This window comes from Rhodobacter sp. NTK016B (genome assembly GCF_017303295.1).
Classification (GTDB): Bacteria; Pseudomonadota; Alphaproteobacteria; order Rhodobacterales; family Rhodobacteraceae; genus Pararhodobacter.
Map to the genome: position 1 here is coordinate 50,357 of NZ_JAFKOK010000007.1, position 23,586 is coordinate 73,942.

The following is a 23,586-nucleotide window of genomic DNA, read 5'->3' on the forward strand; positions in this document are numbered from 1 at the left end:
CGACGAAGGGTCAGTCAGCGTCGACGCGATCCCCGGCAACGGCAAGCGGGGTCAGGGCGTGGCTGAGCATTCGCGCCTCGCAGATCAGGGCGATCAGCACATCGATATGACGCGCCGCGCGCCACGGATCGCCGACCTCGTGCGGCGGGCGGGTGCGCAGGGTGTCGATCTGTGCTTCGAGATCCAGGATCTGGCGCAGCGTGGCCGGTCCGGGCGGCGGCGTCGCGGGCAGCCGCAGGATGCGGCGCAGGTCGGTGTCGCGGTTGTAATCCGCAGTGCCGAAGCGTGCCGTTCTGAGCAACAGCGCCGGACGTCTGAGGGTGCTGATCTCGGCCAGCAGGCTCAGCAGGGTCGAAGATTTCTGGCAGGTCATGACGGTGTCCTTTCGCGTTCTTCGCGTCGTGGCGAAAGGATGGCACAACCCGGGCGGGCGTTGCGTGCGGCGCCGCACGCGGCGTACGGGCCCTTCAACGCTCGTTACGGTTTCTCAACCAGTCTGGTGGGCCGAACGATTAACAATCCCGTAACGAATGCACGCATAAGTTGGCGTTTGTTCACGAATTCGCAACAGACCGGTTGGGGGGCTGCGGACGAATCGGACCGTTCCCCCGTGCGCGCAAGAGGGATGACACCGGCATGGGGGAAACCAATGACTGCCAACATCTCGCCGCTTGACCGCCTTCCGGAATGGGTGCCTTCGGCCGTCCGCCTGTATCTGACGCATACCGAAGGCGGGCGTTCGCTGCGGGAGATCGCGCGCGAAGAGGGCGTGCATGCCTCGACCGTGATGCGGCAGGTGCGGCGTTTCGAGAACCGGCGCGACGATCCGCTGGTGGACGGGGCGCTGGGCTGGCTTTGTGGCGGTGTGCGAAGGGCGGCACAGGCGGCACAGACAAGGATGCGGCCCGAAGCGATAGCGGGCGACGAGATCGCCGGGATCTGCCCGATCGCCAATGACGCGCTCGAAGCCGAAGTGCGCCGCGTGCTGCCGCGTCTGGCCGAGCCGGGCGCGCTGCTGGCAGTGGCGCCGGATATGGACCGCGCGGTGGTGCTGCGCGAACAGGCGGGCAAGACGACGCGTCTGGCGGTGCTGGATCGCCCGGTGGCCGAGGCCTTCGCGCTGCGCGACTGGATCGAATGCGTGCAGCCCGGCCGGGTGCTGCGCTACGAGCTGACGATGTCGGGGCGCGCGGCGATCCGCCAGCTTCTGGGCGACGATGCGCTGCCCGACGCCATGCCCCGGCCCGACCTGCCCGACGAGGATACGCGCCGCACGCGGCCTGTGACCGTCGACAGCCCGGTTACCGCATTGGCGCGGCGGCGCACGCGCGATGGCGAACCCTTCCTGACGCCGGATCTGGTTTCGGCAGCCGAGCGCCTGCGCGAAGATTTCGAGGCCGCGCAGGCGGGTGCGCCGGTCGCGCAGAACTGGGACCGCTTCCTGACCGGCCCGTCGCAGGCCGCGCCCGGCTCAGGCCTGCCTCGCGGCGGTGCGGGGCCGCGCGAGCGGGTCGAGGCGGCTTTGCACGACCTCGGGCCCGGGCTGGCCGATATGGCGCTGCGCTGTTGCTGTTTCATGGAAGGGCTTGAGACCGCCGAGCGGGATCTGGGATGGTCCGCGCGCTCGGGCAAGATCGTGCTGCGCATCGCGTTATTGCGCCTGAGGCAGCATTATGACGCGCTGGGCGACGCGGGGAAGATGCTGGGATAGTCACGAAACCCATGAATGTCAGGCAAATCGCAGATGTTCGATTTATGACATTCACTGGCCGATTGACGCCGGTCTTCTGGTCCGAAACGTTGAATTTGTCCCGGTCTTCAGCCCTTCTTAACCGGCTGCAGCCGGGCGAGGTCACTGACCTTCTGAGCCGCAGCGCCGGATTCCAGCGCCGCCCGCGCGATCGCAACGCCGTCTTTCAGCGTCTCGGTTTTGCCCGCTACGACAAGCGCCGCCGCCGCGTTCAGAAGCACCGCGTCGCGATAGGCCGGGCGCCCGCCGCCGGTCAGCACCGCTTTCAGCTCGGCCGCGTTCTGGACCGGATCGCCGCCCAGAAGCTCGTCGAACGGATGCGAGGGCAGGCCCGCATCCTCGGCGCTGACGGTGAATTCCGTGAGCATTCCGTTGTCGAGGGCCACGACCTGCGAGGGTTCGGCAATCGACAGCTCGTCGGTGCCGTCGCCCCCATGCACAAGCCACGCTTTTTCGGATCCCAGCGCGCGCAGCACCTCGGCCATCGGGCGCAGCAGGGAGGACGAAAAGGCGCCGGTAAGCTGCCGCTTGACGCCCGCCGGGTTGGTCAGCGGTCCGAGGATGTTGAAGATCGTACGCGTGCCCAGCTCGGCACGGACGGGACCGACATGGCGCATCGCCGGGTGGTGCATCGGCGCCATCATGAAGCCCAGCCCGACCTCGGCCAGCGCGGTCTGCACCGCCTCGGCGCCAACCATCACGTCGATGCCCAGAGCCCCCAGCGCATCCGCCGCGCCGGATTTCGAGCTGAGATTGCGGTTGCCGTGTTTGGCCACCGGCACGCCCGCGCCCGCCACCACGAAAGCGGTCGCGGTCGAGATGTTCAGCGTGCCCTTGCCGTCGCCGCCAGTGCCGACGATGTCGATGGCGCCCGCAGGGGCCGTCACCGGCACGCAGCGCGCGCGCATCACCGCAGCGGCAGCGGCGTATTCGTCCACCGTCTCGCCGCGCGTGCGCAGCGTCATCAGCAGCCCGCCCATCTGCGCGGGTGTGGCGTCGCCCGCGAACAGGATGCCAAAGGCCTGCTCGGCCTCGGCGCGGGTTAGCGGGCGGTCTACGGCGGTTGCGATCAGTGGCTTCAGCGCGCTCATGCCGGCACCCCCTCGGTGATCCCCGAAACCCCGGCTTCGACAAGGAAATTACGCAGCATTGCGTGGCCGTGCTGCGAGGCGATGCTTTCCGGGTGGAACTGTACGCCCTCGATGGGCAGCGTTTTGTGGCGCAGACCCATGATGATCCCGTTGTCGAGCCACGCGGTGATCTGCAGGTCGTCGGGCAGCGTCTCGCGCTCGACGATCAGCGAGTGATAGCGCGTGGCTTCCAGGGGCGAGGGCAGGCCGGTGAAGACGCCCGCGCTTTCGTGATGCACGCGGCCCATCTTACCGTGCACGATCTCGCCCGCGCGCACGACCTTCCCGCCGAACGCCTGTCCGATCGTCTGGTGCCCGAGGCAGACACCCATCAGTGGTGTGCGAGTTTCGGCCGCAGCGGCGACCAGCGGTAGGCAGATGCCCGCCTGATCGGGATCGCAGGGGCCGGGGCTGAGAACGATGGCCTCGGCGCCCATGCTCATCGCTTCCTGCACATCGAGCGCATCGTTGCGCCGGACCACGACATCGGCGCCAAGTTCGCCGAAATAATGCACCAGATTGTAGGTGAAGCTGTCGTAATTATCGATCAAGAGCAACATGCGGCGCATCCTTCGCGTGATCCCGGGCGAAGGACCCGAGCAGGCGATCCCTACATGCATCCCCGCGCGGGAGATGGTCAAGCCCGCAGCCTTGCATCGCGCGCTGTCCTTGGGGTTCATGCGGGCTCACGGGGGTGTACCGTGTTAACCATCAAGGTATAGTGCCGGAAAACACGGGGGCACCGAGGGCAGATGACCGGATTCATCAAGGGAATCGTCGTGGGCGTGATCAGCTTCGTGCTGGGTTTCGCGGTGTTGTCGCTGGCCGTTCCGGTCGAGGCGCCGGAGGCCGGCAACACGCCCGAACCCGCTCAGGTGGCCGAGGCACCAGCGCCGGAAGCCCCCGCTGCTCAGCAGCCCGAAGCGCCGGTTGACGAGGAACCTGAGGGCGTAAGCCTGTCGGCATCCGAGGGCGACGTGTCCCCGGTCGAGCCGGAAGCGGTTGCCGACGAGATCGCGCCCGTTCAGGGCGAGGCGTTGCCCGACTCCGTCGAACTGGTGGGCGAGCCGTCACCCGGGACGGTGGCCGAGACAGAAACGCCCGTCGAGGGCGATCCGGTTGCGCCTGAGACGACGGGCGAGACCGCTGCCGCGCCTGCGACGGTTGCGGCGGATGAGCCCGCTGCGCCTGAGGTCAGTGCTGTGCCCGCTACGCCCGCTTCCGAAAACGTCGCGCCGGACGAGGCCGCTCCCGAGGCGCCCGCTATGGTTGAGGGGGAGGCTGACGCGCTTCCTTCCGAAGCGGCGGAAGACGCGGTTGTCGGGATCACGGATGAGACCGAGGGCACCACGGAGACTCCGGTAGTCGAAATTAGCGCGGTTGATGCTGAGGCGTCCGAGAGCGCCACGAATAGCGAAGTCGTCCCGGACGACGAACCCACGGAATACAGCGCGGAACAGCCGGTCCCGACTGACGCCGCCGCGACGGACGCAACGCCCGACGTCAACGCGTCCGATCTCGGCGTGCCTGAAGAGGCTCCGAGCGTCGGGGCCGAGGTCGCAAGCGCTGTCGACGATGGGGCGCCGGTTGCCGAGCGCGCGGCCGACGTGCAGGAACCCGAGGCCGAAGCCCCCGAACCGGCCCCGGCAGAAGAAACCCTTGGCGAAGATCCGGCACCCGGGACCGTGCCGTCGGACACCACCCCCCGCGAACCGGCGGACGACCTCGCGCCCGTGGCCGCCGAAAGCACGCCGGATAACGAGCCGCTGCTGGGCGACGAGACGCCCGCGACCGGCCTGCCGCGCGTGCGGGAGATGCCTTCGGGGACGCCCGATGTCACCGTGCGCCGCCCCGGCGCCGGGGACCCGGCGGTGCGGCGGCTGGGAAGCGGCGGCGGGCGGCTGCCGACGGTGGGCGAGACCATCGTTGTCTCGCCCGACGCGACCGACGGCGCGGCGCCAGAGGCCGATCCGAACGCCCCCGCGATCCTGCGCAATGCCGCCACGCCCGACATGCAGCCCGACCAGCGCCCGCTGGGTGTTGTGCTGATCGACAGCGCCGAGGCCGAAACCGGGGTGCTGGCGCTGCCGGTGCCGGTGACGATTGCGCTCGATCCCTTCGATTCCGATGCGCCGCGCCGTGCTCGCGCCTATCGCGCAGCGGGCCACGAGATCGCCCTGCGGGCCGCAAGGCTTCCGGCGCTGGCCAGCGATTCGGATATCGCGCTGACGCTCGATTTCTGGCAGCGCGAATTCCCGCAAACGGCGTTGTTCGTGGATGTGCCGATCAACGGGCTGGGGGCGAATGCACCGCTGGCGCGTGATTTCGCCGGGATGATCGCACCCTATGGCTATGGCGCGGTGTCGCTGCGCAACGGGCTCGATGCCTTCTTGCAGGCGGCGCGCGCCAACGGACTGCCCGCGACCTCGGTCTACCGCGCGCTCGACGACGAAGATCAGGGCGAATTCACCATCCGCCGCCTGATCGACCGCGCCGCCTTCGAGGCGCTGCGTCAGGACGGGATCGTCGTCATGGGCGACGCGGCCAACCGCGCGACGATGACCGAGCTTGCCGATTTCGCCGCCGGTTCCGGCCGCGCGGGTGTGGCCCTGACCCCGGTCAGCACGACGCTGATCGCCCCGCAATAAGGCCGCGCCATGCATGACGCTTCTCTCGCTCCGGTCTTTCTGGAGATCGCGCTGCTGGTGCTCATGGCGGCAGGGCTGGGCCTTGTGGGCCTTGCCCTGCGCCAGCCACTGGTCGTGGCCTTTATCGCGGCCGGGATCCTTGCCGGGCCCGAGGCGCTGGGGCTGGTGCAATCCGAGGATTTCATCGCCCTTCTGAGCCAGATCTCGATTGCGGTTTTGCTGTTTCTGGTCGGGCTGAAGCTGGATGTCGGGCTGATCCGCTCGCTGGGCGCTGTGGCCATCGTCGCGGGGCTGGGACAGGTGGCGCTCAGCACCGGGCTGGGCGCGGTGCTGGCGCGGCTCATGGGCTTTGACTGGACGACGGCAATCTACGTGGCGCTGGCGCTGGCGTTTTCCTCGACCATCATCGTGGTCAAGCTGCTGTCGGACAAGCGCGAGATCGACGCGTTGCACGGGCGCATCGCGCTGGGCATCCTGATCGTGCAGGACATCGTCGTCGTGGCGGCCATGGTCGTGGTGGCGGCCAGCGGTGCAAGCGGCGCGGGCGCGGACGGGCATGGCGTCAGTCCGCTGGCGATGGCGGCGGGCGCGCTGGCGATGATCGGTGTGGTCTGGGTCTTCGTGCGCTGGCTGGCCGCGCCGCTGCTGGCCCGGATCGCGAAGGCGCCCGAACTGGTGGTGATCTTTGCCGTGGGCTGGGCCGCGGGATTTGCCGCCGCCGCGGACATGGTCGGGCTGGGCAAGGAGCTGGGCGGGCTGGCCGCCGGGGTGTCGCTGGCCTCGACCCCGTTTCGCGACGCGATCGGCGCAAGGCTGGCGCCGCTGCGCGACTTCCTGCTGCTGTTCTTTTTCCTCAGCCTCGGCGCGGGGCTGGATCTGGACGGGCTGGCGGCGCAGGTGGCGCCCGCGCTGGTGTTGTCGGTCTTCGTCCTGCTGGGCAAGCCGGTGATCGTGCTGGGGCTGACCCATGCCATGGGCTACCGCACGCGCACCGGGTTTCTGGCCGGGGTGACACTGGGACAGATCTCAGAATTCGGGCTGATCTTCGTGGCGATGGGCGCGGGGCTGGGGCTGGTGAGCGACGAGGCGGCCTCGCTCGTGACGCTGATCGCGCTCATCACCATCGCCGTTTCGGTCTATGGCATCGCTTACGCGCACCGATTGCACCGTCTGGTCGAGCCGCTGCTCAGGCCGCTTGAGCGCCGGCACGAGACGCGCGAAGAGGCCGAGGACAGCCCCGACCGGCCCGGCGCGGGTTACGATATCCTCGTGCTGGGGCTGGGCCGCTATGGCTGCCGGATCGGCGAGGGGCTGAAGGCGCGCGGCTACCGGCTTCTGGGCGTCGATTTCGATCCCGAGGCGCTGCGCAACTGGCAATCCAAGGGGCTGGACGCGCATTTCGGCGATGCCACCGATCCGGAATTCGTGGCGCATCTGCCGCTGCGGGGGGTGAGGGCGGTGATCTCGGCCGTACCACCGGGGCGCGGGGGGCTGAGCGAGGCCTCGGCCCATCCCGCGCTGCTGCACGCGCTGCGTGAGGCAGGCTATGACGGGGAAATCGCCGTCACGGTGAACCATCGCGGCGAGGCCGACACGTTCCGCGTGCTGGGCGCCACGCTGGTTCTGTCGCCTTTCGAGGATGCGGCGGAACGGGCGGCGGAAAAGATTGCCGAGAGTTGCCGGTAGGCGCCCGAAGCCCGGCCTTGCGCCGGTTGTGAGCGCCGGGGGCTTTGCCCCCGGACCCCCAGGATATTTGGGGATTAAAGATGGGGCGCGGTTTCGGGGCGAAGGCTTGGGGCCCGTGTTCCGGGCGGTGGCGCTTACATCGAGAAGCTGATGCCGCAGCCGCAGCTTGAGCTGGCATTGGGGTTTTCGATCACGAAGCGCGCGCCGATGAGTTCCTCGGTGAAGTCGATGACCGCGTTTTCGAGGAAGGGCAGCGAGACGGGGTCGATCACCACCTGCTGACCCTTGCCTTTGAGCACGAGATCCTCGTCCTCGGGCGCGTCGAGCGTGATCTCGTATTGAAAGCCCGAACAGCCGCCGCCCGAGACGGCGACGCGCAGAACCTGCGGTCCGCCGGCGGTCTCGGCGATTTCGGCGAGGCGGTCGAAGGCGCGGTCGGTGACGCGGGGCGGAAGCTTGAGCATGGGCGGGGCCTTTTCGGCATGGGGAACGTCGTTACCGGGCAAGGTAGTCAGACTTGGCCCGGCTCTCAAGGGGAAGGGGCGATTGTCGCTTCCCATGGCCCCCCTCGTCTTGGCGCGCGCGCGCTGTTATAGGCGGGAAAAGGCGGCCGTCGCGCCGTCATCCATGTATCGTGACAGGAGCCGGGCACCCGCCCGTGGACATTGTGACCGCCCCATTCGCCGCCGACCCGGCCCAGAGCCGGGGCCGACTGTTCCCCGAGCGTATCTCGACCTTCCGCTCGCCGTTTCAGCGCGACCGCGACCGGATCATCCATGCCTCGGCCTTCCGGCGCCTCAAGCACAAGACGCAGGTCTTCATCGAACATGAGGGCGATTATTACCGCACGCGGCTGACCCATTCGATCGAGGTGGCGCAGGTGGCGCGCACGCTGGCGGGCGCGCTGGGGCTGAATACCGATCTGGCCGAGGCGATCGCGCTGGCGCATGATCTGGGCCACACGCCGTTCGGCCATACCGGCGAGGATGCGATGTCCGAGTTGATGGCGCCCTATGGCGGGTTCGATCACAACGCGCAGGCGCTGAGGATCGTCACCTCGCTGGAGCGGCATTACGCGGATTTCGACGGGCTTAACCTGACATGGGAGACGCTGGAAGGGATCGCCAAGCATAACGGGCCGATCCTTGCCGCCGATGGCAGCCCGCTGAAAGAGGCGCTGCCGGTCGCGCTGGCCGAGTATAACGCGCAGCACGATCTGTGGCTGCAGACCTATGCCAGCGCCGAGGCGCAGGTCGCGGCCATCGCCGATGACGTGGCCTATAACCATCACGACCTGCATGACGGGCTGCGCTCGGGGCTGTTCTCGGAAGAGGACCTGATGGCGCTTCCGATCACCGGGCCCGCTTTTGCCGAGGTGGACGCGCAATATCCGGGGCTCGACAAGATGCGGCGGCGCCACGAGGCCTTGCGGCGGGTCTTCGGCGTGATGGTCGAGGACGTGATCCTTGTGGCCAATACGCGCCTGCAGGCGGCAGAGCCCGCCGATGCGGATGCGGTGCGGCATCTGGGGACGAAGATCATCCGCTTTTCCGACCGGCTATTCCGGGAGCTGAAGGTGATCCGGCACTTCCTGTTCACCCGGATGTACCGCGCCGAGCGAGTGGTGGCGATGCGCGCCGAGGTGACGGAAGTGGTGCGCGATCTCTTCACGCTCTATATGAGCGATCCCGCGACGCTGCCCGAGGAATGGCGCGGCGATGTGGCCCGCGCGGGCGACGAGGCGGCGCTGGCGCGGATCGTGTGCGATTACGTGGCGGGCATGACCGACCGTTTCGCGCTGCAGGAACATGCCCGGTTGCTGGGCTCGGATTCGGCGCGCTTCACGCGGTATATCGTTTCGGGGTGACGGGCGGGTCGGGGTGACGGGTGTGGACTTCAATCCGCCGGTCGCGCCTGCGGGAACCGCCGGATGAGTATTTGCAGCAGAATGAAACGAGGAGCGCGCCGGGGGCGGGGCCGGGGCCCGTGTTGACCTTGGCGGTTTCCATGGTAGTGCAGAGCCAGCAAAGGACGCGACGATGAACCTCTTTACCGATATCCGTGAGCTGGTGCTGGACTGCCTGAAGGCGATGGTCGAGGCGGGCGATCTGCCTGCGGGGCTCGAGACCGCCAACGTGACCGTGGAGCCGCCGCGCGACGCGGCGCATGGCGATATGGCGACCAATGCGGCGATGGTGCTGGCCAAGCCTGCGGGCCGCAAGCCGCGTGACATTGCCGAGGCGCTGGCGGCAAGGCTGTCAGGCGATCCGCGCGTGGCCTCGGCCGAGGTCGCGGGGCCCGGGTTTCTGAACCTGCGGCTTGTGCCCGGCGCATGGCAGAAGGTCGTCGGCGCAGTGTTGTCGGATGGCAGGGATTTCGGTCGCGCGCAGCTGGGCGCGGGCATCAAGGTGAACGTGGAATTCGTCTCGGCCAACCCGACGGGGCCGATGCATGTGGGCCATACGCGTGGCGCCGTGGTGGGCGATGCGCTGGCTGCGCTGCTGGATTTCGCGGGCTACGCGGTCACGCGCGAATATTACATCAACGATGGCGGCGCGCAGGTCGACGTGCTGGCGCGCTCGGCGTTCGAGCGCTACCGCGAGGCGCATGGCCTGAGCCCCGAGATCGCCGAGGGCCTTTATCCCGGCGATTACCTGATCCGGGTGGGCGAGGAGCTGAAAGAGAAATTCGGCGACCGGTTCTTGCATATGCAAGAACACAATTGGCTGCCGGTGATCCGCGAATTCGCCACCGAAGCGATGATGGCGATGATCCGGGGCGATCTGGATGCGCTGGGCGTGAAGATGGACGTCTATTCCAGCGAGAAGGCGCTTTACGGCACCGGCAAGATCGAAGCGGCGATCGACCGGCTGCGCGGCATGGGCCTGATCTATGAGGGCGTGCTGGAGCCGCCCAAGGGCAAGACGCCCGAGGATTGGGAGCCGCGCGAGCAGACGCTGTTCAAATCGACCGCGCATGGCGACGACGTCGACCGCCCGGTGAAGAAATCGGACGGCGCCTGGACCTATTTCGCGCCCGACATCGCCTATCACGACGACAAGGTGCAGCGCGGCTTCGATATGCTGATTGACATTCTGGGCGCCGATCACGGCGGCTATGTCAAGCGCATGAAGGCGGCTGTGGCAGCGCTGTCGGATGGCCGTGTGCCGCTTGACGTCAAGCTGATCCAGTTGGTGAAGCTTTACAAGAACGGCGAGCCGTTCAAGATGTCGAAGCGCGCGGGCACCTTTGTCACGCTGCGCGACGTGGTTGACGAGGTGGGCGCCGATGTGACCCGTTTCGTGATGCTGACGCGCAAGAACGACGCGCCGCTGGACTTCGATTTCGACAAGGTGCTGGAACAGTCGCGCGACAACCCGGTCTGGTATGTGCAATACGCCCATGCTCGCGTGGCCTCGGTGCTGCGCAAGGCGGGCGAGGCGGGGCTCGATACCTCGGATGCCGCACTGGCCGGGGCGGATCTGTCCAAGCTGGATCATCCCGCCGAGATCGCGCTGATCCGCAAGCTCGCCGATTGGCCGCGTCAGGTGGAAATTGCCGCGCGCGCGCATGAGCCGCACCGCGTCGCGGGCTACCTGACCGAGCTGGCCGCAGACCTGCACGGACACTGGAACAAGGGCAATGACGAGCCCTCTCTGCGCTTCGTGCAGGACGATCGTGCCACAATGGCCGCCAAAATCGCTCTGGCACGCGCGACTGGCGTTGTTATTTCTGCCGGTCTTGCTATCCTTGGCGTCACTCCGGTCGAAGAAATGCGCTGAAAATACAGGCTGGCGCTCGGCTGGGGACCCCGGACAGGCACATCCGTGCAGGGGTTTTTCGAATGTAGGCCAAGACCGGGAAAATCCGGCGGGTTTGTGAGGCGAGCATGGCACATGGGTTTTACGAGGGGTATGCACCCCCCGGTCCGCAACCGAATCCGTATTCGGGTAACGGGGCAGGGGTGATGCGCACGCGCGATCCCGTGGCGGGCTATGCCCCGGCGCCGCCCGCGCAACCCGGCTATCAGGGACATCCCTATCCACCGGCCTATCCGGCCGCGCCGGCGCCTTCGGGCTATGCCCGCGCGCCGCACCCGGTCCCGCAGCACGCGCCTCAACACGCCCCGCAGCCGCAGGGCTATGCGCAGCCCTATCCGGCGGCGCAGCCGGTTGTGCATCCCCCCGCGCGTCCCATGGCCGCCTATCCGCCGCAGGGTATGCCCCCGGTCGAGCCGCCCTATGCCGGTCCGGGCGCGGGGTCTTCGATGCCGCCTTCGGGTCCGCGCCAGAACCGCGCGGTGAAAGCCGTCAACGTCATCGGCGCTTTGTTGTCGGTGGCGCTGGTCGCCGGGGTCGGGATCTGGTCCTACCGCCTGATGGTGCGCGATGTGACCGGCGTGCCGGTGATCCGCGCGCTGGCCGGGCCGATCCGGTCGTCGCCCGACGATCCGGGCGGACGGCAGGCGAATTATCAGGGCCTTGCGGTGAACGCCGTGGCCGCGCAATCCGACAGCGATGGCAGTGCCGAGAATATCGCGCTGGCGCCGCCCCCTGCGAGCCTGGCCGAGGAAGACCGCGCCGGGGAAGAAATGACCGCGCGGCGGGCCTCGTCCGGCGCATCGGCGCCGATCACCGCGCCCGATGCGGTCGGTGCAGCGGTTGCGGCGGCGATGAGCGACGCGGCGCCCGCCACCGTGCAGACCGCCGCTGCGCAGCCCGCCCCGCTGGATCTGGTGCCCGCCTCGGTGCCCGGCGTCTCACGCTCGCCTATGCCGCGTGCGCGCAACGCGCAGGCCGTGGCGCAGGCAGCAAGCCGCCCGGCGCAGCCCGTGGCGCCCGCCGCACCGACGCAGGTGGCGTCGAACACGGACGGATCGGGGGATCAGCAGGCCGAGGCGCTGCTGCAAGAGCTGGTGACACGGCTCAGCGCGCCCGATGTGACCGATATCGACCCCGATTCGCTGACCCCCGGCACACGGCTGGTGCAGCTCGGCATCTATCAGGACGAGGATTCGGCGCGCCGGGCCTGGGATACGATCAACCAGCGCTTCCCTGCGTTCCTTGAAGATCGCGGGCGCGTGGTCGAGGCGGCAACCTCGGGCGGGCGGGTGTTCTACCGGCTGCGCGCGGCGGGGTTCGCCGATGAGCCCGAGGCACGGCGGTTCTGCTCGATGCTGATCGCCGAGAATCTGGACTGCATTCCGACGCTGATCCGGTGACCGGCTGATGCGTCGGGCGGTCATTCTGGGGTTGGCCGGCACGAGCGTCCTGCCGGACGAGGCGGCGCTTTTCGGCGCGGCAGACCCGTGGGGCTTCATTCTGTTTCGCCGCAATATCGAGGACAGCGCGCAGCTTCGCGCGCTGACCGACCGCCTGCGCGAAATCGTCGGCTGGGACGCGCCCATCTTCGTCGATCAGGAGGGCGGCACGGTGCAGCGCCTGCGCCCGCCGCTGGCGCGCGACTGGCCCGACGCCTCGGCACAAACGGGGGGCATCGCGGCGGTACGGCTCAGACATCGGCTGATGGCCGATGAATTGCGGCGCCACGGTGTTGACGGCAATTGCGCCCCGGTGATCGACGTGGCGGGGCCTGAGACGCATCCCTTCCTGCAGCGCCGGATCTGGGCCGGGACGCCCGTGGCGGTGTCCGAGACGGCGCGCGCGGCGGCCGAGGGGATGCTGGCGGGCGGCGTTTTGCCGGTCATCAAGCATCTGCCCGGCCATGGCGCGGCGAATGCCGACAGCCATGTGGACCTGCCGCGCTGCCATGCCTCGCTGGCCGATCTGGACGCGCGGGATTTCGTACCCGTGCGCGCGCTGGCCGATCTTCCGCTGGGGATGTCTGCGCATGTGGTTTACGAGGCGCTCGATCCGGATGCGCCGGGGACGCATTCGCCGGTCGTTCTGCGCCATCTGCGCGACGTTCTGGGATTTGACGGGTTGTTGCTGACCGACGATCTGAACATGAACGCCCTGGGCGGCACGATCCCCGAGCGGGCCGCGCGCGCGATTGCGGCGGGCTGCGATATCGCGTTGCATTGTTCGGGCGATCTGGCCGAGATGGCGGGCGTCGTCGGGGCGGTCGGCCTGTTGGACGGGCAGGCGGCAAAGCGTGCCGAGCGGGCGCTCGCCGCGCGCCATGCGCCCGAGCCGATTGACATCGCAGCCGCCAATGCCGAATTTGAACGCCTGACCCGCACGGCCTGAGCATCAGGGCCCGAACACCGGAAGGCACCACGCCAGCATGACCGACGCCGCGCCGCAGACGGGCGATGCCATTGCCGCCCGGCTCGACGATGAGGCGCTCATCGTCGATGTCGATGGCTATGAGGGGCCACTCGACCTGTTGCTGACGCTGTCGCGCCGCCAGAAGGTCGATCTGCGCAAGATCTCGGTGCTGCAACTGGCTGAGCAGTATCTGCGTTTCGTCGAGGCCGCGCGCGCGCTTCGGATCGAACTGGCCGCCGACTACCTCGTGATGGCCGCGTGGCTCGCCTTCCTTAAATCGCGTCTGCTGCTGCCGCCTGATCCCACGGAAGAGGGCCCGAGTGCCGAGGATCTCGCCGCGCATCTGGCCTTCCAGCTGGAACGTCTGGAAGCGATGCGCGAAGCCTCGGGGCGGCTGATGGGGCGCGACCGGCTGGGGCGGGAATTCTTCGCGCGGGGTGCTCCTGAGACGCACGCAATCGAGAAACGCACCCAGCATACCGCGACCTTGCTGGAACTGGTTCAGGCCTATGCCCGGCTCAGGACGCGCGACGATTTCCGGCCCTATGCCTTTGACCGAACCGATATCTACCCGCTGGAAACCGCGCTGGAGCGCCTGCGTGGCATGATCGGCGAGGCGGTGAACTGGTCGGATCTGGCAGGCTTCCTGCCGCCGGGCTGGCGGCTGGCAGGATCGCGGCGGCGCTCAGCTCTGGCCTCGACCTTTGCTGCGTCGCTGGAACTGGCCAAGCAGGGGCGGCTCGATATCCAGCAATCCGAGACCTTCGCGCCGATCCGGGTGCGCGTCCGGCAGGACGGGCGCCGCGACGACCGGACACAGGATCCGTCATGACCGAAAACGACCCGACCGAAACCCAAGTCACGCCCGCCGAAAAGCGCGACCCCAACGACACGCCCGGCCTGTTCCCGGTGCCGCCCATCGCCGAGCAAGAGCGGATGATCGAGGCCGTGCTGTTCGCCTCGGCCGAGCCGGTAACCATGGCCGAACTGACCAAGCGCCTGCCCGAGGGCTGCGACGTGGCCGAAGCGCTGGTGCATCTGCGCAACCGCTATGCCGGGCGTGGCGTACATCTGGTGCGGGTGGGGGATGCCTGGGCCATGCGCACGGCGGCGGATCTGGGCTGGCTGATGCGCACCGAGCAGGTCGAGCAGCGCAAGCTGAGCCGCGCCGCCATCGAAACCCTCGCCATCATCGCTTATCATCAGCCCGTGACCCGTGCCGAGATCGAAGAGATCCGGGGCGTGTCGCTGTCGCGCGGCACGATCGACCTGTTGATGGAGATGGGCTGGATCCGCTTCGGTCGGCGGCGGATGACGCCGGGGCGGCCGCTGACCTTCGTGGTGACGGGCGATTTCCTCGACCATTTCGGGCTGGAAACGCCGCGCGATCTGCCGGGGCTGAAAGAACTGCGCGAGGCGGGGCTTCTGGACAGTCGCGGGATGCCCGGCGCGACGCTGTCGGATGACGACGACGAACCCGAAGATCCCGGCCAGACCGAGCTTTTCGAGGATTGATCGGGGCTATCGCCGCCCGCGACGCCGCGCAGCTGCGGCGAGCATCCGCCCGGCGCCAATCCGCCCATGCGGGCGCGTGTCGCGGCTTTGCGCTCGATAGTGTGATTGTTTCGTGGAACTTGTTGGATCAGCGCGCGTTTACGCCGTGTTCACGAATAGGAGACCATCTATGAAATCCATGATCCTCGCCACCGCCGCGATCGCCAGCCTCAGCCTGGGTGCTTGCACCATGTCGAACAACGAACGTACGGCTCTGGGCGGTCTGGCCGGCGCTGCGGGCGGGCTCGTGCTTGCCGACGCGCTGAACGCGAACCCGAACTGGACCATCGTCGCGGCCCTCGGCGGCGCTGCCGCCGGTGCGCTGGTCGCGCGTAACCAGAATACCGGACAGTGCGCCTATTCGAACGGCGACGGTACCTACTACACCGGCGCCTGCGTCTGATCGCAGGGCGGTTTGTTTGGACCGGACCGCGTGTCCGGTCAGAATAGGCTGAGTTGATCGCCCGCGCGCGGCGGCTTGCGGAATTGCCCGCAATCGAGGTCCGGCTGGATCTGGATATAGCCAAGCCGCGCGCGGGCTTTTCCTATCCGCTGGGCCAGCAGCTCGGCATAGGCGCCGCGCCCCCGGAACCGGGTGTGGAATTCCGGGTCGTAATCGCGACCGCCGCGCATTTCGCGCAAGAGTTTCATCACCTTGGCCGCGTGGTTCGGACGGTGCTCTTGCAGCCAGTCCTGAAACAGCGCGCTGACCTCGCCCGGCAGCCTCAGCAGCGCCCACCACGCCGAGCGTGCCCCGGCGTTGCGCGCGGCTTCAAGGATCGCTTCGGCTTCGTGATCGGTCAGTCCCGGGATGATCGGCCCCATCATCAGCCGCACGGGGATCCCCGCTTCGGCCAGCGCGCGGATGATGGCGAGCCTGCGCGCGGGGGTGGGCGCGCGGGGCTCCATCGCGCGGGCGAGGGCCGTGTCGAGCGTGGTCACCGTGATCCCCACATCGACCAGATTGCGCCGCGCCATGTCCGACAGCAGGTCGATGTCGCGTTCGATCAGCGCGCCGCGCGTGGTGATCGTCACCGGATGGTTCCAGTCGCTGAGCACCTGCAGAATTGACCGGGCGATGCGGTGCTGTGCCTCGATAGGCTGCCACAGATCGGTATTCGTCCCCAGCGCCATCGGCTGCACGCGGTAGCCCTTGCGCCCGATCTCGCGCGCCAGAACCTCGGCGGCGTTGGGCCGGGCGATAAGCCGGGTTTCGAAATCCAGCCCCGGCGACAGGCCGAGATAGGCATGGGTCGGGCGGGCATAGCAATAGATGCAGCCATGTTCACAGCCGCGATAGGCGTTGACCGCCCGATCGAAGCCCAGATCCGGCGACTGGTTCCACGAAATCGCGCTGCGCGGCTCTTCAAGGCGAACCTCGCGCGCGATGTCGGGGGCGTCGTCGGGCAGGTCCCAGCCGTCATCCTCATAGTGGCGGCTCTGCGCATCGAATCGCGGCGCGGGTTGCGCCAGCGTGCCCCGCGCCCGTGCGCGGCGGGTCGGATTCTTCATCAGATCGGTCTGCGACGCAGTTTTCGGCGATTGGGACATGAAAATCATCTGAACATAACATGAACAATTTTCAAGTCTTTGCCGCAAAGCACCTCTTGTTGTCGCCTTTCAGACGGCGCATGTCGTGAATGGCGCAGTGACGAGTCATGTTCTGCCGCAATCAGTGAGGAAAGACCTCTATTCAGGGAAGCATGCCATGGCCGAGGACGACGACATCATCCTGTCGGAACTCAGTGACGAAGACCTTGTCGCGCAGATGATGGACGACCTCTATGACGGCCTCAAGGACGAGATCGAAGAGGGCGTCAATATCCTTCTGGAACGCGGCTGGACGCCTTACGACGTGCTCACCAAGGCGCTCGTCGCCGGCATGACCATCGTCGGTCACGATTTCCGCGACGGTATCCTGTTCGTCCCCGAAGTGCTGCTGGCCGCCAACGCGATGAAGGCGGGCATGGCCATCCTGAAGCCGCTTCTGGCCGAGACCGGCGCGCCGCGCATGGGCAAGATGGTGATCGGCACCGTGAAGGGCGACATCCACGACATCGGCAAGAACCTTGTCGGCATGATGATGGAAGGCGCGGGCTTCGAGGTTGTCGATATCGGCATCAACAACCCGGTCGAGAAATACATCGAAGCGCTGGAATCCGAAGGGGCCGATATCCTCGGCATGTCGGCGCTGCTGACTACGACGATGCCCTACATGAAAGTCGTGATCGACACGATGAAGGAAAAGGGCATGCGCGACGATTTCATCATCCTCGTGGGTGGGGCGCCGCTGAACGACGAATTCGGCCGGGCCATCGGCGCGGATGCCTATTGCCGCGATGCCGCCGTCGCGGTCGAAACGGCGAAGACGCTGGTCGCGCGCAAGCATAACCAGGGCTCGGCGCATCCCTGATTGCGACGCTGCCCGGCAAAGGTGAAAGGCCCTCGCTTCGGCGCGGGCCTTTTCCTTTGGCGCCGCGCCCCCTGCAGGAACGGCAGGCCGGGGCAGGGACGCCGCGTCCTTGGGCGGGAAGGCGCCGCGCCCCCTTTCGCCCGGCCCTGAGCCTGCCTATCCTCGGCGCGCAATGAGATACCGGAGAGTCCCATGACCGATCTTTCTTCCGCCACCGAGATCCTCGCTTCCTGCGGGTTCGACGAGGCCGAGCTCAAGGGCGGCACGCTCGCCGTTACCAGCCCCATAGACGGCGCGGTGATCGCCGAGCTGACCGAGACGCCGGTCGGCGACATGCCCGCGATCATCGCGCGCGCAAGCACGGCCTTCGACGCGTGGCGCCGGGTGCCCGCTCCGCGCCGGGGCGAGCTGATCCGCCTGTTGGGTGAAGAACTGCGCGCCTCGAAAGACGCGCTGGGGGCGCTGGTCACGCTGGAAGCCGGCAAGATCGTGTCCGAGGGCCTTGGCGAAGTGCAGGAGATGATCGACATCTGCGACTTCGCCGTGGGCCTGTCGCGGCAGCTTTACGGGCTGACCATCGCCTCGGAACGTCCCGGCCACGTGATGCGCGAAACGTGGCATCCGCTGGGGCCGGCGGCGGTGATTACCGCTTTCAACTTCCCCGTCGCGGTGTGGTCGTGGAACACGGCGCTGGCGCTGGTTTGCGGCGATCCGGTGATCTGGAAACCGTCCGAAAAAGCGCCGCTGACCGCGCTGGCCTGCGCAAAGATCTTCGCCCGCGCGCTTGAGCGGTTTGGCGACGCGCCCGAGGACCTGTTGCAGGTGGTGATCGGCGGCGCCGATCTGGGCGCGGCTCTGACCGCCTCGCCCGATGTGCCGATCGTCTCTGCTACCGGCTCGACGCGGATGGGGCGGATCGTCGGGCCCGAAGTGGCCAAGCGGTTCGGCCGCTCGATTCTGGAGCTTGGCGGCAACAATGCGATGATCGTTGCGCCCTCGGCCGATCTGGACATGGCGGTGCGTGCTATCGTGTTCTCGGCGGTGGGGACGGCGGGCCAGCGTTGCACCTCGCTGCGGCGGCTGATCGTGCATAACTCGGTGCGCGAGGCCTTGGTGGACCGTCTGGTCGCCGCCTATGCGACGCTGCCCATCGGCGATCCGCGCAAGGCGGGCACGCTGGTCGGCCCGCTCATCGACGCCGAGGCGCGCGAGCGGATGCAGGCCGCGCTGGAGCGGGCGCGCAAGGATGGTGGCACGGTGCATGGGGGCACGGACGCCACCGATGCGCCCGAAGGCGGGGCCTATATCGCGCCCGCCGTGGTCGAGATGCCGGGCCAGACCGATGTGGTGCGCGAGGAAACCTTTGCGCCAATCCTGTATGTCATGGGCTATGACGATCTCGACGACGCGATCACGCTGCAGAACGCGGTGCCGCAAGGGCTGTCGTCGTGCATCTTCACGCTGGATCTGCGCGAGGCGGAAGAGTTCCTGCAACGCTCGGATTGCGGCATATCCAATGTGAATATCGGCCCGTCGGGGGCCGAGATCGGTGGCGCGTTCGGTGGCGAGAAAGAGACCGGCGGCGGGCGCGAAAGCGGTTCGGATGCGTGGAAAGGCTATATGCGGCGCGCGACCAACACGGTGAACTACTCGGCCGAGCTGCCGCTGGCGCAGGGCGTGAAGTTCGACGTCTGAGCGGCCTCAACAGCTTGATACGTCATGAAAAAAGGCGCCCCGAGGGGCGCCTTTTGCATTGGCGAGGGCCAGAGGTCAGTCCGCCGTCAGAAGCGGCGGCTTCGAGCCCGAAAGTCGGGGCTTGTCGGATTCCTCGATCTCGAGCGCGATCTTGTCGTCGCGCACGATCACCCGGACCAGACCGCCCTTGGTCAACCGGCCGAACAGCAATTCCTCGGCCAGCGGCTTCTTGACGTTCTCCTGGATCACGCGGGCAAGCGGGCGGGCGCCCATCTTGTCGTCGTAACCCTTTTCGCCCAGCCAGGCGGCGGCATCTTCCGACAGCTCGAAGGTGACGTTGCGGTCCATGAGCTGCGCTTCGAGTTGCAGCACGAACTTCTCGACGACCTTGAAGATGGTCTTCTTGCCCAGCGGGCCGAAGCTGATGACCGCGTCCAGACGGTTGCGGAACTCGGGCGTAAAGGTCCGCTCGATGGCGGCGGTATCCTCGCCCTCGCGCCGGTCGCGCCCGAAGCCGATCGCGGCCTTGGCCTGTTCGGCCGCCCCCGCGTTCGAGGTCATGATCAGGATCACGTTGCGGAAATCGACCTGACGACCGTTATGATCGGTCAGCTTCCCGTGGTCCATGACCTGCAGCAGGATGTTGTAGACATCCGGGTGGGCCTTTTCGATCTCGTCAAGCAGCAGCACGCAATGCGGATGCTGGTCGACGCCATCGGTCAGAAGCCCGCCCTGATCGAAGCCGACATAGCCCGGCGGCGCACCGATCAGGCGCGAGACCGCGTGTTTCTCCATGTATTCCGACATGTCGAAGCGCAGCAGTTCGACACCCAGCGTGTTCGCCAGCTGTTTCGCCACCTCGGTCTTGCCGACGCCGGTCGGACCCGCGAACAGGTAGTTGCCGATCGGCTTTTCGGGTTCGCGCAGACCTGCCCGGGCCAGCTTGATGGCCGAGCTGAGCTGTTCGATGGCCGAATCCTGACCGAAGACCACGCGTTTGAGCGTCGTTTCCAGATCGCGCAACATCTCGGTGTCGTTCTTGGACACGCTTTTCGGCGGGATGCGGGCAATCTTGGCGACTACGGCCTCGATCTCCTTGGGCGACACGGTTTTCCGGCGCTTGGTGGGGGCCAGAAGATGCTGCGCCGCGCCCGCTTCGTCGATCACGTCGATCGCCTTGTCGGGCAGTTTGCGGTCGTTGATATAGCGCGAAGCCAGTTCAACCGCAGTGCGGATCGCATCATTGGTGTAGCGCAGATCGTGGTGCTTTTCGAAATAGGGCTTCAGCCCCATCAGGATCTTCACCGAATCCTCGACCGAAGGTTCGTTCACGTCGATCTTCTGGAACCGGCGGCTGAGCGCGCGGTCTTTTTCGAAGTGCTGACGGAACTCCTTGTAGGTGGTCGAGCCCATGCAGCGCAGCTTGCCGCCCTGCAGCGCGGGCTTGAGCAGGTTCGAGGCATCCATCGCCCCGCCCGAGGTCGCGCCGGCGCCGATCACGGTGTGGATCTCGTCGATGAAAAGGACGGCGTCCTCATGCTCTTCTAGCTCTTTCACCACGGCTTTCAGCCGCTCTTCGAAATCGCCGCGATAGCGGGTGCCCGCCAGCAACGCGCCCATATCGAGCGAATAGATGGTCGAACCGGCAAGAATGTCGGGGGTTTCGCCATCGACGATCTTCTTGGCCAGACCTTCGGCAATCGCGGTCTTGCCCACGCCGGGATCGCCCACCAGAAGCGGGTTGTTCTTGCGGCGGCGGCAGAGCACCTGAATGCAGCGCTCGACTTCCGACGAGCGGCCGATCAGCGGATCGACATCGCCCTTGCGGGACTTGGCGTTCAGATCGACGCAATACTTGGCCAGCGCCGAATCCTTGGGATCGGTCTTGGCCTGTTGTGCTTCGCCCTGACCCTCTTCAGCGCCCGAAACGGGGCGCGCTTCGGAGAAGCCGGGATTCTTGGCCACGCCATGGGCGATGAAGTTGACCGCGTCGTAGCGGGTCATGTCCTGCTCTTGCAGGAAATAGGCGGCGTTCGATTCGCGTTCGGCAAAGATCGCGACCAGCACATTGGCGCCGGTCACTTCGTTGCGTCCCGAGCTTTGCACATGAATCGCCGCACGCTGGATCACGCGCTGGAACGCGGCGGTGGGCACCGCTTCCGAGCCTTCGACATTGGTGATCAGTGTCGAAAGGTCATCGTCGATAAAGTCGTCGAGCGTCTTGCGAAGCTCGTCGATATCTACGTTACAGGCCTGCATGACGCGGGCGGCTTCGGGTTCGTCGAGCAGCGCGAGCAGCAAGTGCTCGAGCGTGGCAAGCTCGTGCCGGCGGGTATTGGCCAGGGCCAGCGCGCCGTGGATCGCCTGTTCGAGGGTCGCGGAAAACGAGGGCACGGTCTTGCTCCTTCAGCTTGCGCGGCGTGTCAGCCGCAGGGGCGGATCGGTGGGTAGCGTTCCACCGGGTCCGGGCCACCACAAGGTGGGTCCATCTAATTAAACTTTGGTTTTCCCGGCGGCGCTTCAAGTGTTTTCTGCTACAGAAATGCGTCACGATTCAGTTTGATGCCTTTTGAGGCGTCATAATCGCTCCGGTCAGCGCCTGAATGTGCGGCAGTTTCCGACCATATCGCCCCGGGGCGCCAAGCGGGCGCCGCAGGGCTGAACTTATTGTGCGTTGACCGAATGCTCTGCCATTTCCGCCACCAAGGTCGCGCAGCACGGCGACCAGCAGTTACGCGTTGTCTTTCTGCCGCCGGATCGCGGCCAGAACTTCGCGTGCAGAGGCACCGGGAACGCCAGCCGCCTCGGCCACCTTTGAGAGGTGACAGCGCAAATATGGGTTCAGAAGCCGCTCACTTTCAAGGGTGGTGCCGGTTGTGGGCAGTTTTTTCTCGGCCAGAACGGGCAATTCGGCCTGCCGCGCGGCGAGCGCATCAGCATCGGGCGCGTATTTCGCGGCGAAGGTCAGATTCGCGGCGGCATAGTCGTGGCCCGACAGGATACGGGTCTGGTCGGGAAGCTGGTTGAAGCGCTCGATCGTGTCGAACATCTGGTCGGGCGTGCCCTCGAACAGCCGCCCGCAGCCATGGGTCATCAGGCTGTCGGCGCTGAACAGCGCGGCGCGGTCGGGATAGTGGAACGCGACATGCCCGATCGTGTGGCCGGGCGCGTCGAGGACCTCGGCCCCGCCGGGCAGGGTGTCGCCGGGGGCGAAGGCGTGGTCGAGCGGTGGCAGGCGATGGGCATCGGCCTGCGCCCCGTAGACCTTGGCGCCGGTTTTCTCGACCAGTTCGGGCACGGCGCCGATATGATCGTTGTGATGGTGGGTGATGTAAATTCGCACCAGCGACCAGCCGAGGCGGTCGAGCGCGGCAAGGATCGGCGCGGCTTCGGGGGCGTCGATCAGGGTGGTGTCACCCGAGGCCGCGTCGTGGACCAGATAGGCGTAATTGTCCTGAAGGCAGCGGACGATCTCGATTGTCATGGGAACTCCTGCGTCAATCGCGGCTTTGCAAAGTGGATGCGATGGGGCAGGGTGCAGTCTCGCACGCGCCCGTCAAGGGCCAAACACAGCGCAGATACCGAGGGCTATGCATCTCGACGTACACCAGTTGCGGGATTTCTACTATCGCAGTCAGCTCGGGCGCGCGGCTCAGAAAGGCGTGCGCGACCGGGTCGTGGCACGCTGGGGCGATGTCCGGGGGCTGAACGTCGCGGGCTATGGCTTTGCCGTGCCGCTTCTGCGCCCGTTTCTGGGCGTGGCCGAGCGGGTGATCGGGCTGATGCCCGCGCCGCAGGGGGTCATGCACTGGCCCGCCGAGGGGCCCAATCACTCCGTTCTGTGTGACGAGGCGCGCTGGCCGCTTGCCAATGACAGCATCGACCGGCTGGTCCTGATGCACGGGCTGGAAACCTGCGATACGCCGCTGGCGCTGCTGGACGAGATGCACCGCGTGCTTGCGCCGCAGGGCAGGGCGCTGATCGTGGTGCCCAGCCGGGGCGGGTTGTGGGCGCGCTCGGATCTGACGCCGTTCGGCTTCGGGCGGCCCTATTCGCGCGGACAGATCGAGCGGCTGATGCGCGAGGCGGATTTCGTCTGTTCGGCGCATACCTCGGCGCTGTTCTTCCCGCCGTCGTCACGGCGTTTCTGGCTGCGTTCGGCGCGGGCGCTGGAGCGCGCAGGCGGGCGCTGGGGGCCGGACCGCTTGGGTGGCGTGCTGATGGTCGAGATCATGCGCCGCGACACAGCCGCTCCGCGGGGGCTGCGCATGGCCGAACGTCCCCCGCTCCGGGTGCTCGAAGGCATTCCGGTGAGCGGCGCGCAGCCCGCGTGGCGACGGCCGCAGGACACTGACCCGGGGCGGTGACGCAGGGTCGCGGCGGGGCCGGGGCAAGACCGAATCTGTTGCGAATCTTTAACGCGCGAAATCAATGTGCCGGAGGGTGATAATAAACATGGACAGTATGGATTAGGCGTTGA

Annotated in this window: 20 protein-coding genes; 13 read left to right on the top strand and 7 right to left on the bottom strand. The window is 67.1% G+C overall.

The window, feature by feature from the left end; all coding sequences use genetic code 11:
• Positions 1-10: 10 nt before the first annotated feature.
• A complete protein-coding gene (locus tag JI664_RS10450) occupies positions 11-373 on the bottom strand; it encodes a DUF6477 family protein (RefSeq protein ID WP_207013697.1) in 363 nt (120 codons plus the stop codon).
• Between the two features lie 276 nt (positions 374-649).
• On the opposite strand from JI664_RS10450, the gene JI664_RS10455 reads away from it, so the two are divergent.
• The gene (locus JI664_RS10455; RefSeq protein WP_207013698.1) at positions 650-1,711 is read left to right on the top strand and encodes a DUF6456 domain-containing protein; all 1,062 of its coding nucleotides are present in this window, start codon (positions 650-652) and stop codon (positions 1,709-1,711) included.
• 107 nt (positions 1,712-1,818) lie between these two features.
• Here JI664_RS10455 and trpD read toward each other — a convergent pair whose 3' ends face one another.
• Together trpD and JI664_RS10465 are read right to left on the bottom strand one after the other, a co-directional pair.
• The gene (gene trpD / locus JI664_RS10460; RefSeq protein ID WP_207013699.1) at positions 1,819-2,841 is read right to left on the bottom strand and encodes an anthranilate phosphoribosyltransferase; all 1,023 of its coding nucleotides are present in this window, start codon (positions 2,839-2,841) and stop codon (positions 1,819-1,821) included.
• On the bottom strand, positions 2,838-3,440 hold the full coding sequence (locus tag JI664_RS10465; RefSeq protein WP_207013700.1) for an anthranilate synthase component II: 603 nt from the start codon (positions 3,438-3,440) through the stop codon (positions 2,838-2,840). The genes trpD and JI664_RS10465 overlap by 4 nt, the downstream gene beginning before the upstream one ends.
• Before the next feature lie 192 nt (positions 3,441-3,632).
• On the opposite strand from JI664_RS10465, the gene JI664_RS10470 reads away from it, so the two are divergent.
• A complete protein-coding gene (locus JI664_RS10470; protein WP_207013701.1) occupies positions 3,633-5,528 on the top strand; it encodes a divergent polysaccharide deacetylase family protein in 1,896 nt (631 codons plus the stop codon).
• Between the two features lie 9 nt (positions 5,529-5,537).
• Positions 5,538-7,214: a cation:proton antiporter gene (locus JI664_RS10475; RefSeq protein ID WP_207013702.1), complete on the top strand. Its 1,677-nt coding sequence runs from the start codon at positions 5,538-5,540 to the stop codon at positions 7,212-7,214.
• Between the two features lie 134 nt (positions 7,215-7,348).
• Here JI664_RS10475 and JI664_RS10480 read toward each other — a convergent pair whose 3' ends face one another.
• Positions 7,349-7,678, bottom strand: a complete 330-nt coding sequence (locus JI664_RS10480; protein ID WP_207013703.1) for a HesB/IscA family protein — start codon at positions 7,676-7,678, stop codon at positions 7,349-7,351.
• Positions 7,679-7,881: 203 nt separating this feature from the next.
• Between JI664_RS10480 and JI664_RS10485 the strand changes: the two genes are divergently transcribed.
• The 7 genes from JI664_RS10485 to JI664_RS10515 all read left to right on the top strand — a co-directional run bounded on the left by JI664_RS10485 (position 7,882) and on the right by JI664_RS10515 (position 15,401).
• A complete protein-coding gene (locus JI664_RS10485) occupies positions 7,882-9,081 on the top strand; it encodes a deoxyguanosinetriphosphate triphosphohydrolase (RefSeq protein ID WP_207013704.1) in 1,200 nt (399 codons plus the stop codon).
• A gap of 172 nt (positions 9,082-9,253) precedes the next feature.
• The gene (gene argS / locus JI664_RS10490) at positions 9,254-10,996 is read left to right on the top strand and encodes an arginine--tRNA ligase (RefSeq protein WP_207013705.1); all 1,743 of its coding nucleotides are present in this window, start codon (positions 9,254-9,256) and stop codon (positions 10,994-10,996) included.
• A gap of 185 nt (positions 10,997-11,181) precedes the next feature.
• A complete protein-coding gene (locus tag JI664_RS10495) occupies positions 11,182-12,435 on the top strand; it encodes an SPOR domain-containing protein (protein ID WP_207013706.1) in 1,254 nt (417 codons plus the stop codon).
• A gap of 7 nt (positions 12,436-12,442) precedes the next feature.
• Positions 12,443-13,423 (top strand): glycoside hydrolase family 3 N-terminal domain-containing protein, encoded by a 981-nt coding sequence (locus JI664_RS10500; RefSeq protein WP_207013707.1) that lies wholly within the window; start codon positions 12,443-12,445, stop codon positions 13,421-13,423.
• Positions 13,424-13,460: 37 nt separating this feature from the next.
• Positions 13,461-14,276, top strand: coding sequence for a segregation and condensation protein A (locus JI664_RS10505; RefSeq protein ID WP_207013708.1), 816 nt, complete (start codon positions 13,461-13,463; stop codon positions 14,274-14,276).
• A 104-nt stretch (positions 14,277-14,380) separates the two neighbouring features.
• Positions 14,381-14,959: an SMC-Scp complex subunit ScpB gene (gene scpB / locus JI664_RS10510; RefSeq protein ID WP_286174052.1), complete on the top strand. Its 579-nt coding sequence runs from the start codon at positions 14,381-14,383 to the stop codon at positions 14,957-14,959.
• A gap of 169 nt (positions 14,960-15,128) precedes the next feature.
• On the top strand, positions 15,129-15,401 hold the full coding sequence (locus JI664_RS10515) for a glycine zipper 2TM domain-containing protein (RefSeq protein WP_207013710.1): 273 nt from the start codon (positions 15,129-15,131) through the stop codon (positions 15,399-15,401).
• Positions 15,402-15,439: 38 nt separating this feature from the next.
• Here the strand turns inward: JI664_RS10515 and JI664_RS10520 are convergent, their stop codons facing one another.
• Positions 15,440-16,510, bottom strand: coding sequence for a PA0069 family radical SAM protein (locus tag JI664_RS10520; protein WP_207013711.1), 1,071 nt, complete (start codon positions 16,508-16,510; stop codon positions 15,440-15,442).
• 196 nt (positions 16,511-16,706) lie between these two features.
• Between JI664_RS10520 and JI664_RS10525 the strand changes: the two genes are divergently transcribed.
• Both JI664_RS10525 and JI664_RS10530 read left to right on the top strand, forming a co-directional pair.
• Positions 16,707-17,411 (top strand): corrinoid protein, encoded by a 705-nt coding sequence (locus JI664_RS10525; protein ID WP_207013712.1) that lies wholly within the window; start codon positions 16,707-16,709, stop codon positions 17,409-17,411.
• A gap of 192 nt (positions 17,412-17,603) precedes the next feature.
• Complete coding sequence (locus tag JI664_RS10530; RefSeq protein WP_207013713.1) at positions 17,604-19,106, top strand: aldehyde dehydrogenase family protein; 1,503 nt, start codon at positions 17,604-17,606, stop codon at positions 19,104-19,106.
• A gap of 75 nt (positions 19,107-19,181) precedes the next feature.
• Here the strand turns inward: JI664_RS10530 and clpA are convergent, their stop codons facing one another.
• A complete protein-coding gene (gene clpA / locus JI664_RS10535) occupies positions 19,182-21,500 on the bottom strand; it encodes an ATP-dependent Clp protease ATP-binding subunit ClpA (protein ID WP_207013714.1) in 2,319 nt (772 codons plus the stop codon).
• Positions 21,501-21,837: 337 nt separating this feature from the next.
• Complete coding sequence (gene gloB, locus JI664_RS10540; protein ID WP_207013715.1) at positions 21,838-22,590, bottom strand: hydroxyacylglutathione hydrolase; 753 nt, start codon at positions 22,588-22,590, stop codon at positions 21,838-21,840.
• A gap of 106 nt (positions 22,591-22,696) precedes the next feature.
• On the opposite strand from gloB, the gene JI664_RS10545 reads away from it, so the two are divergent.
• Positions 22,697-23,473 (top strand): class I SAM-dependent methyltransferase, encoded by a 777-nt coding sequence (locus JI664_RS10545; protein ID WP_207013716.1) that lies wholly within the window; start codon positions 22,697-22,699, stop codon positions 23,471-23,473.
• The last annotated feature ends 113 nt before the right edge of the window (positions 23,474-23,586 follow it).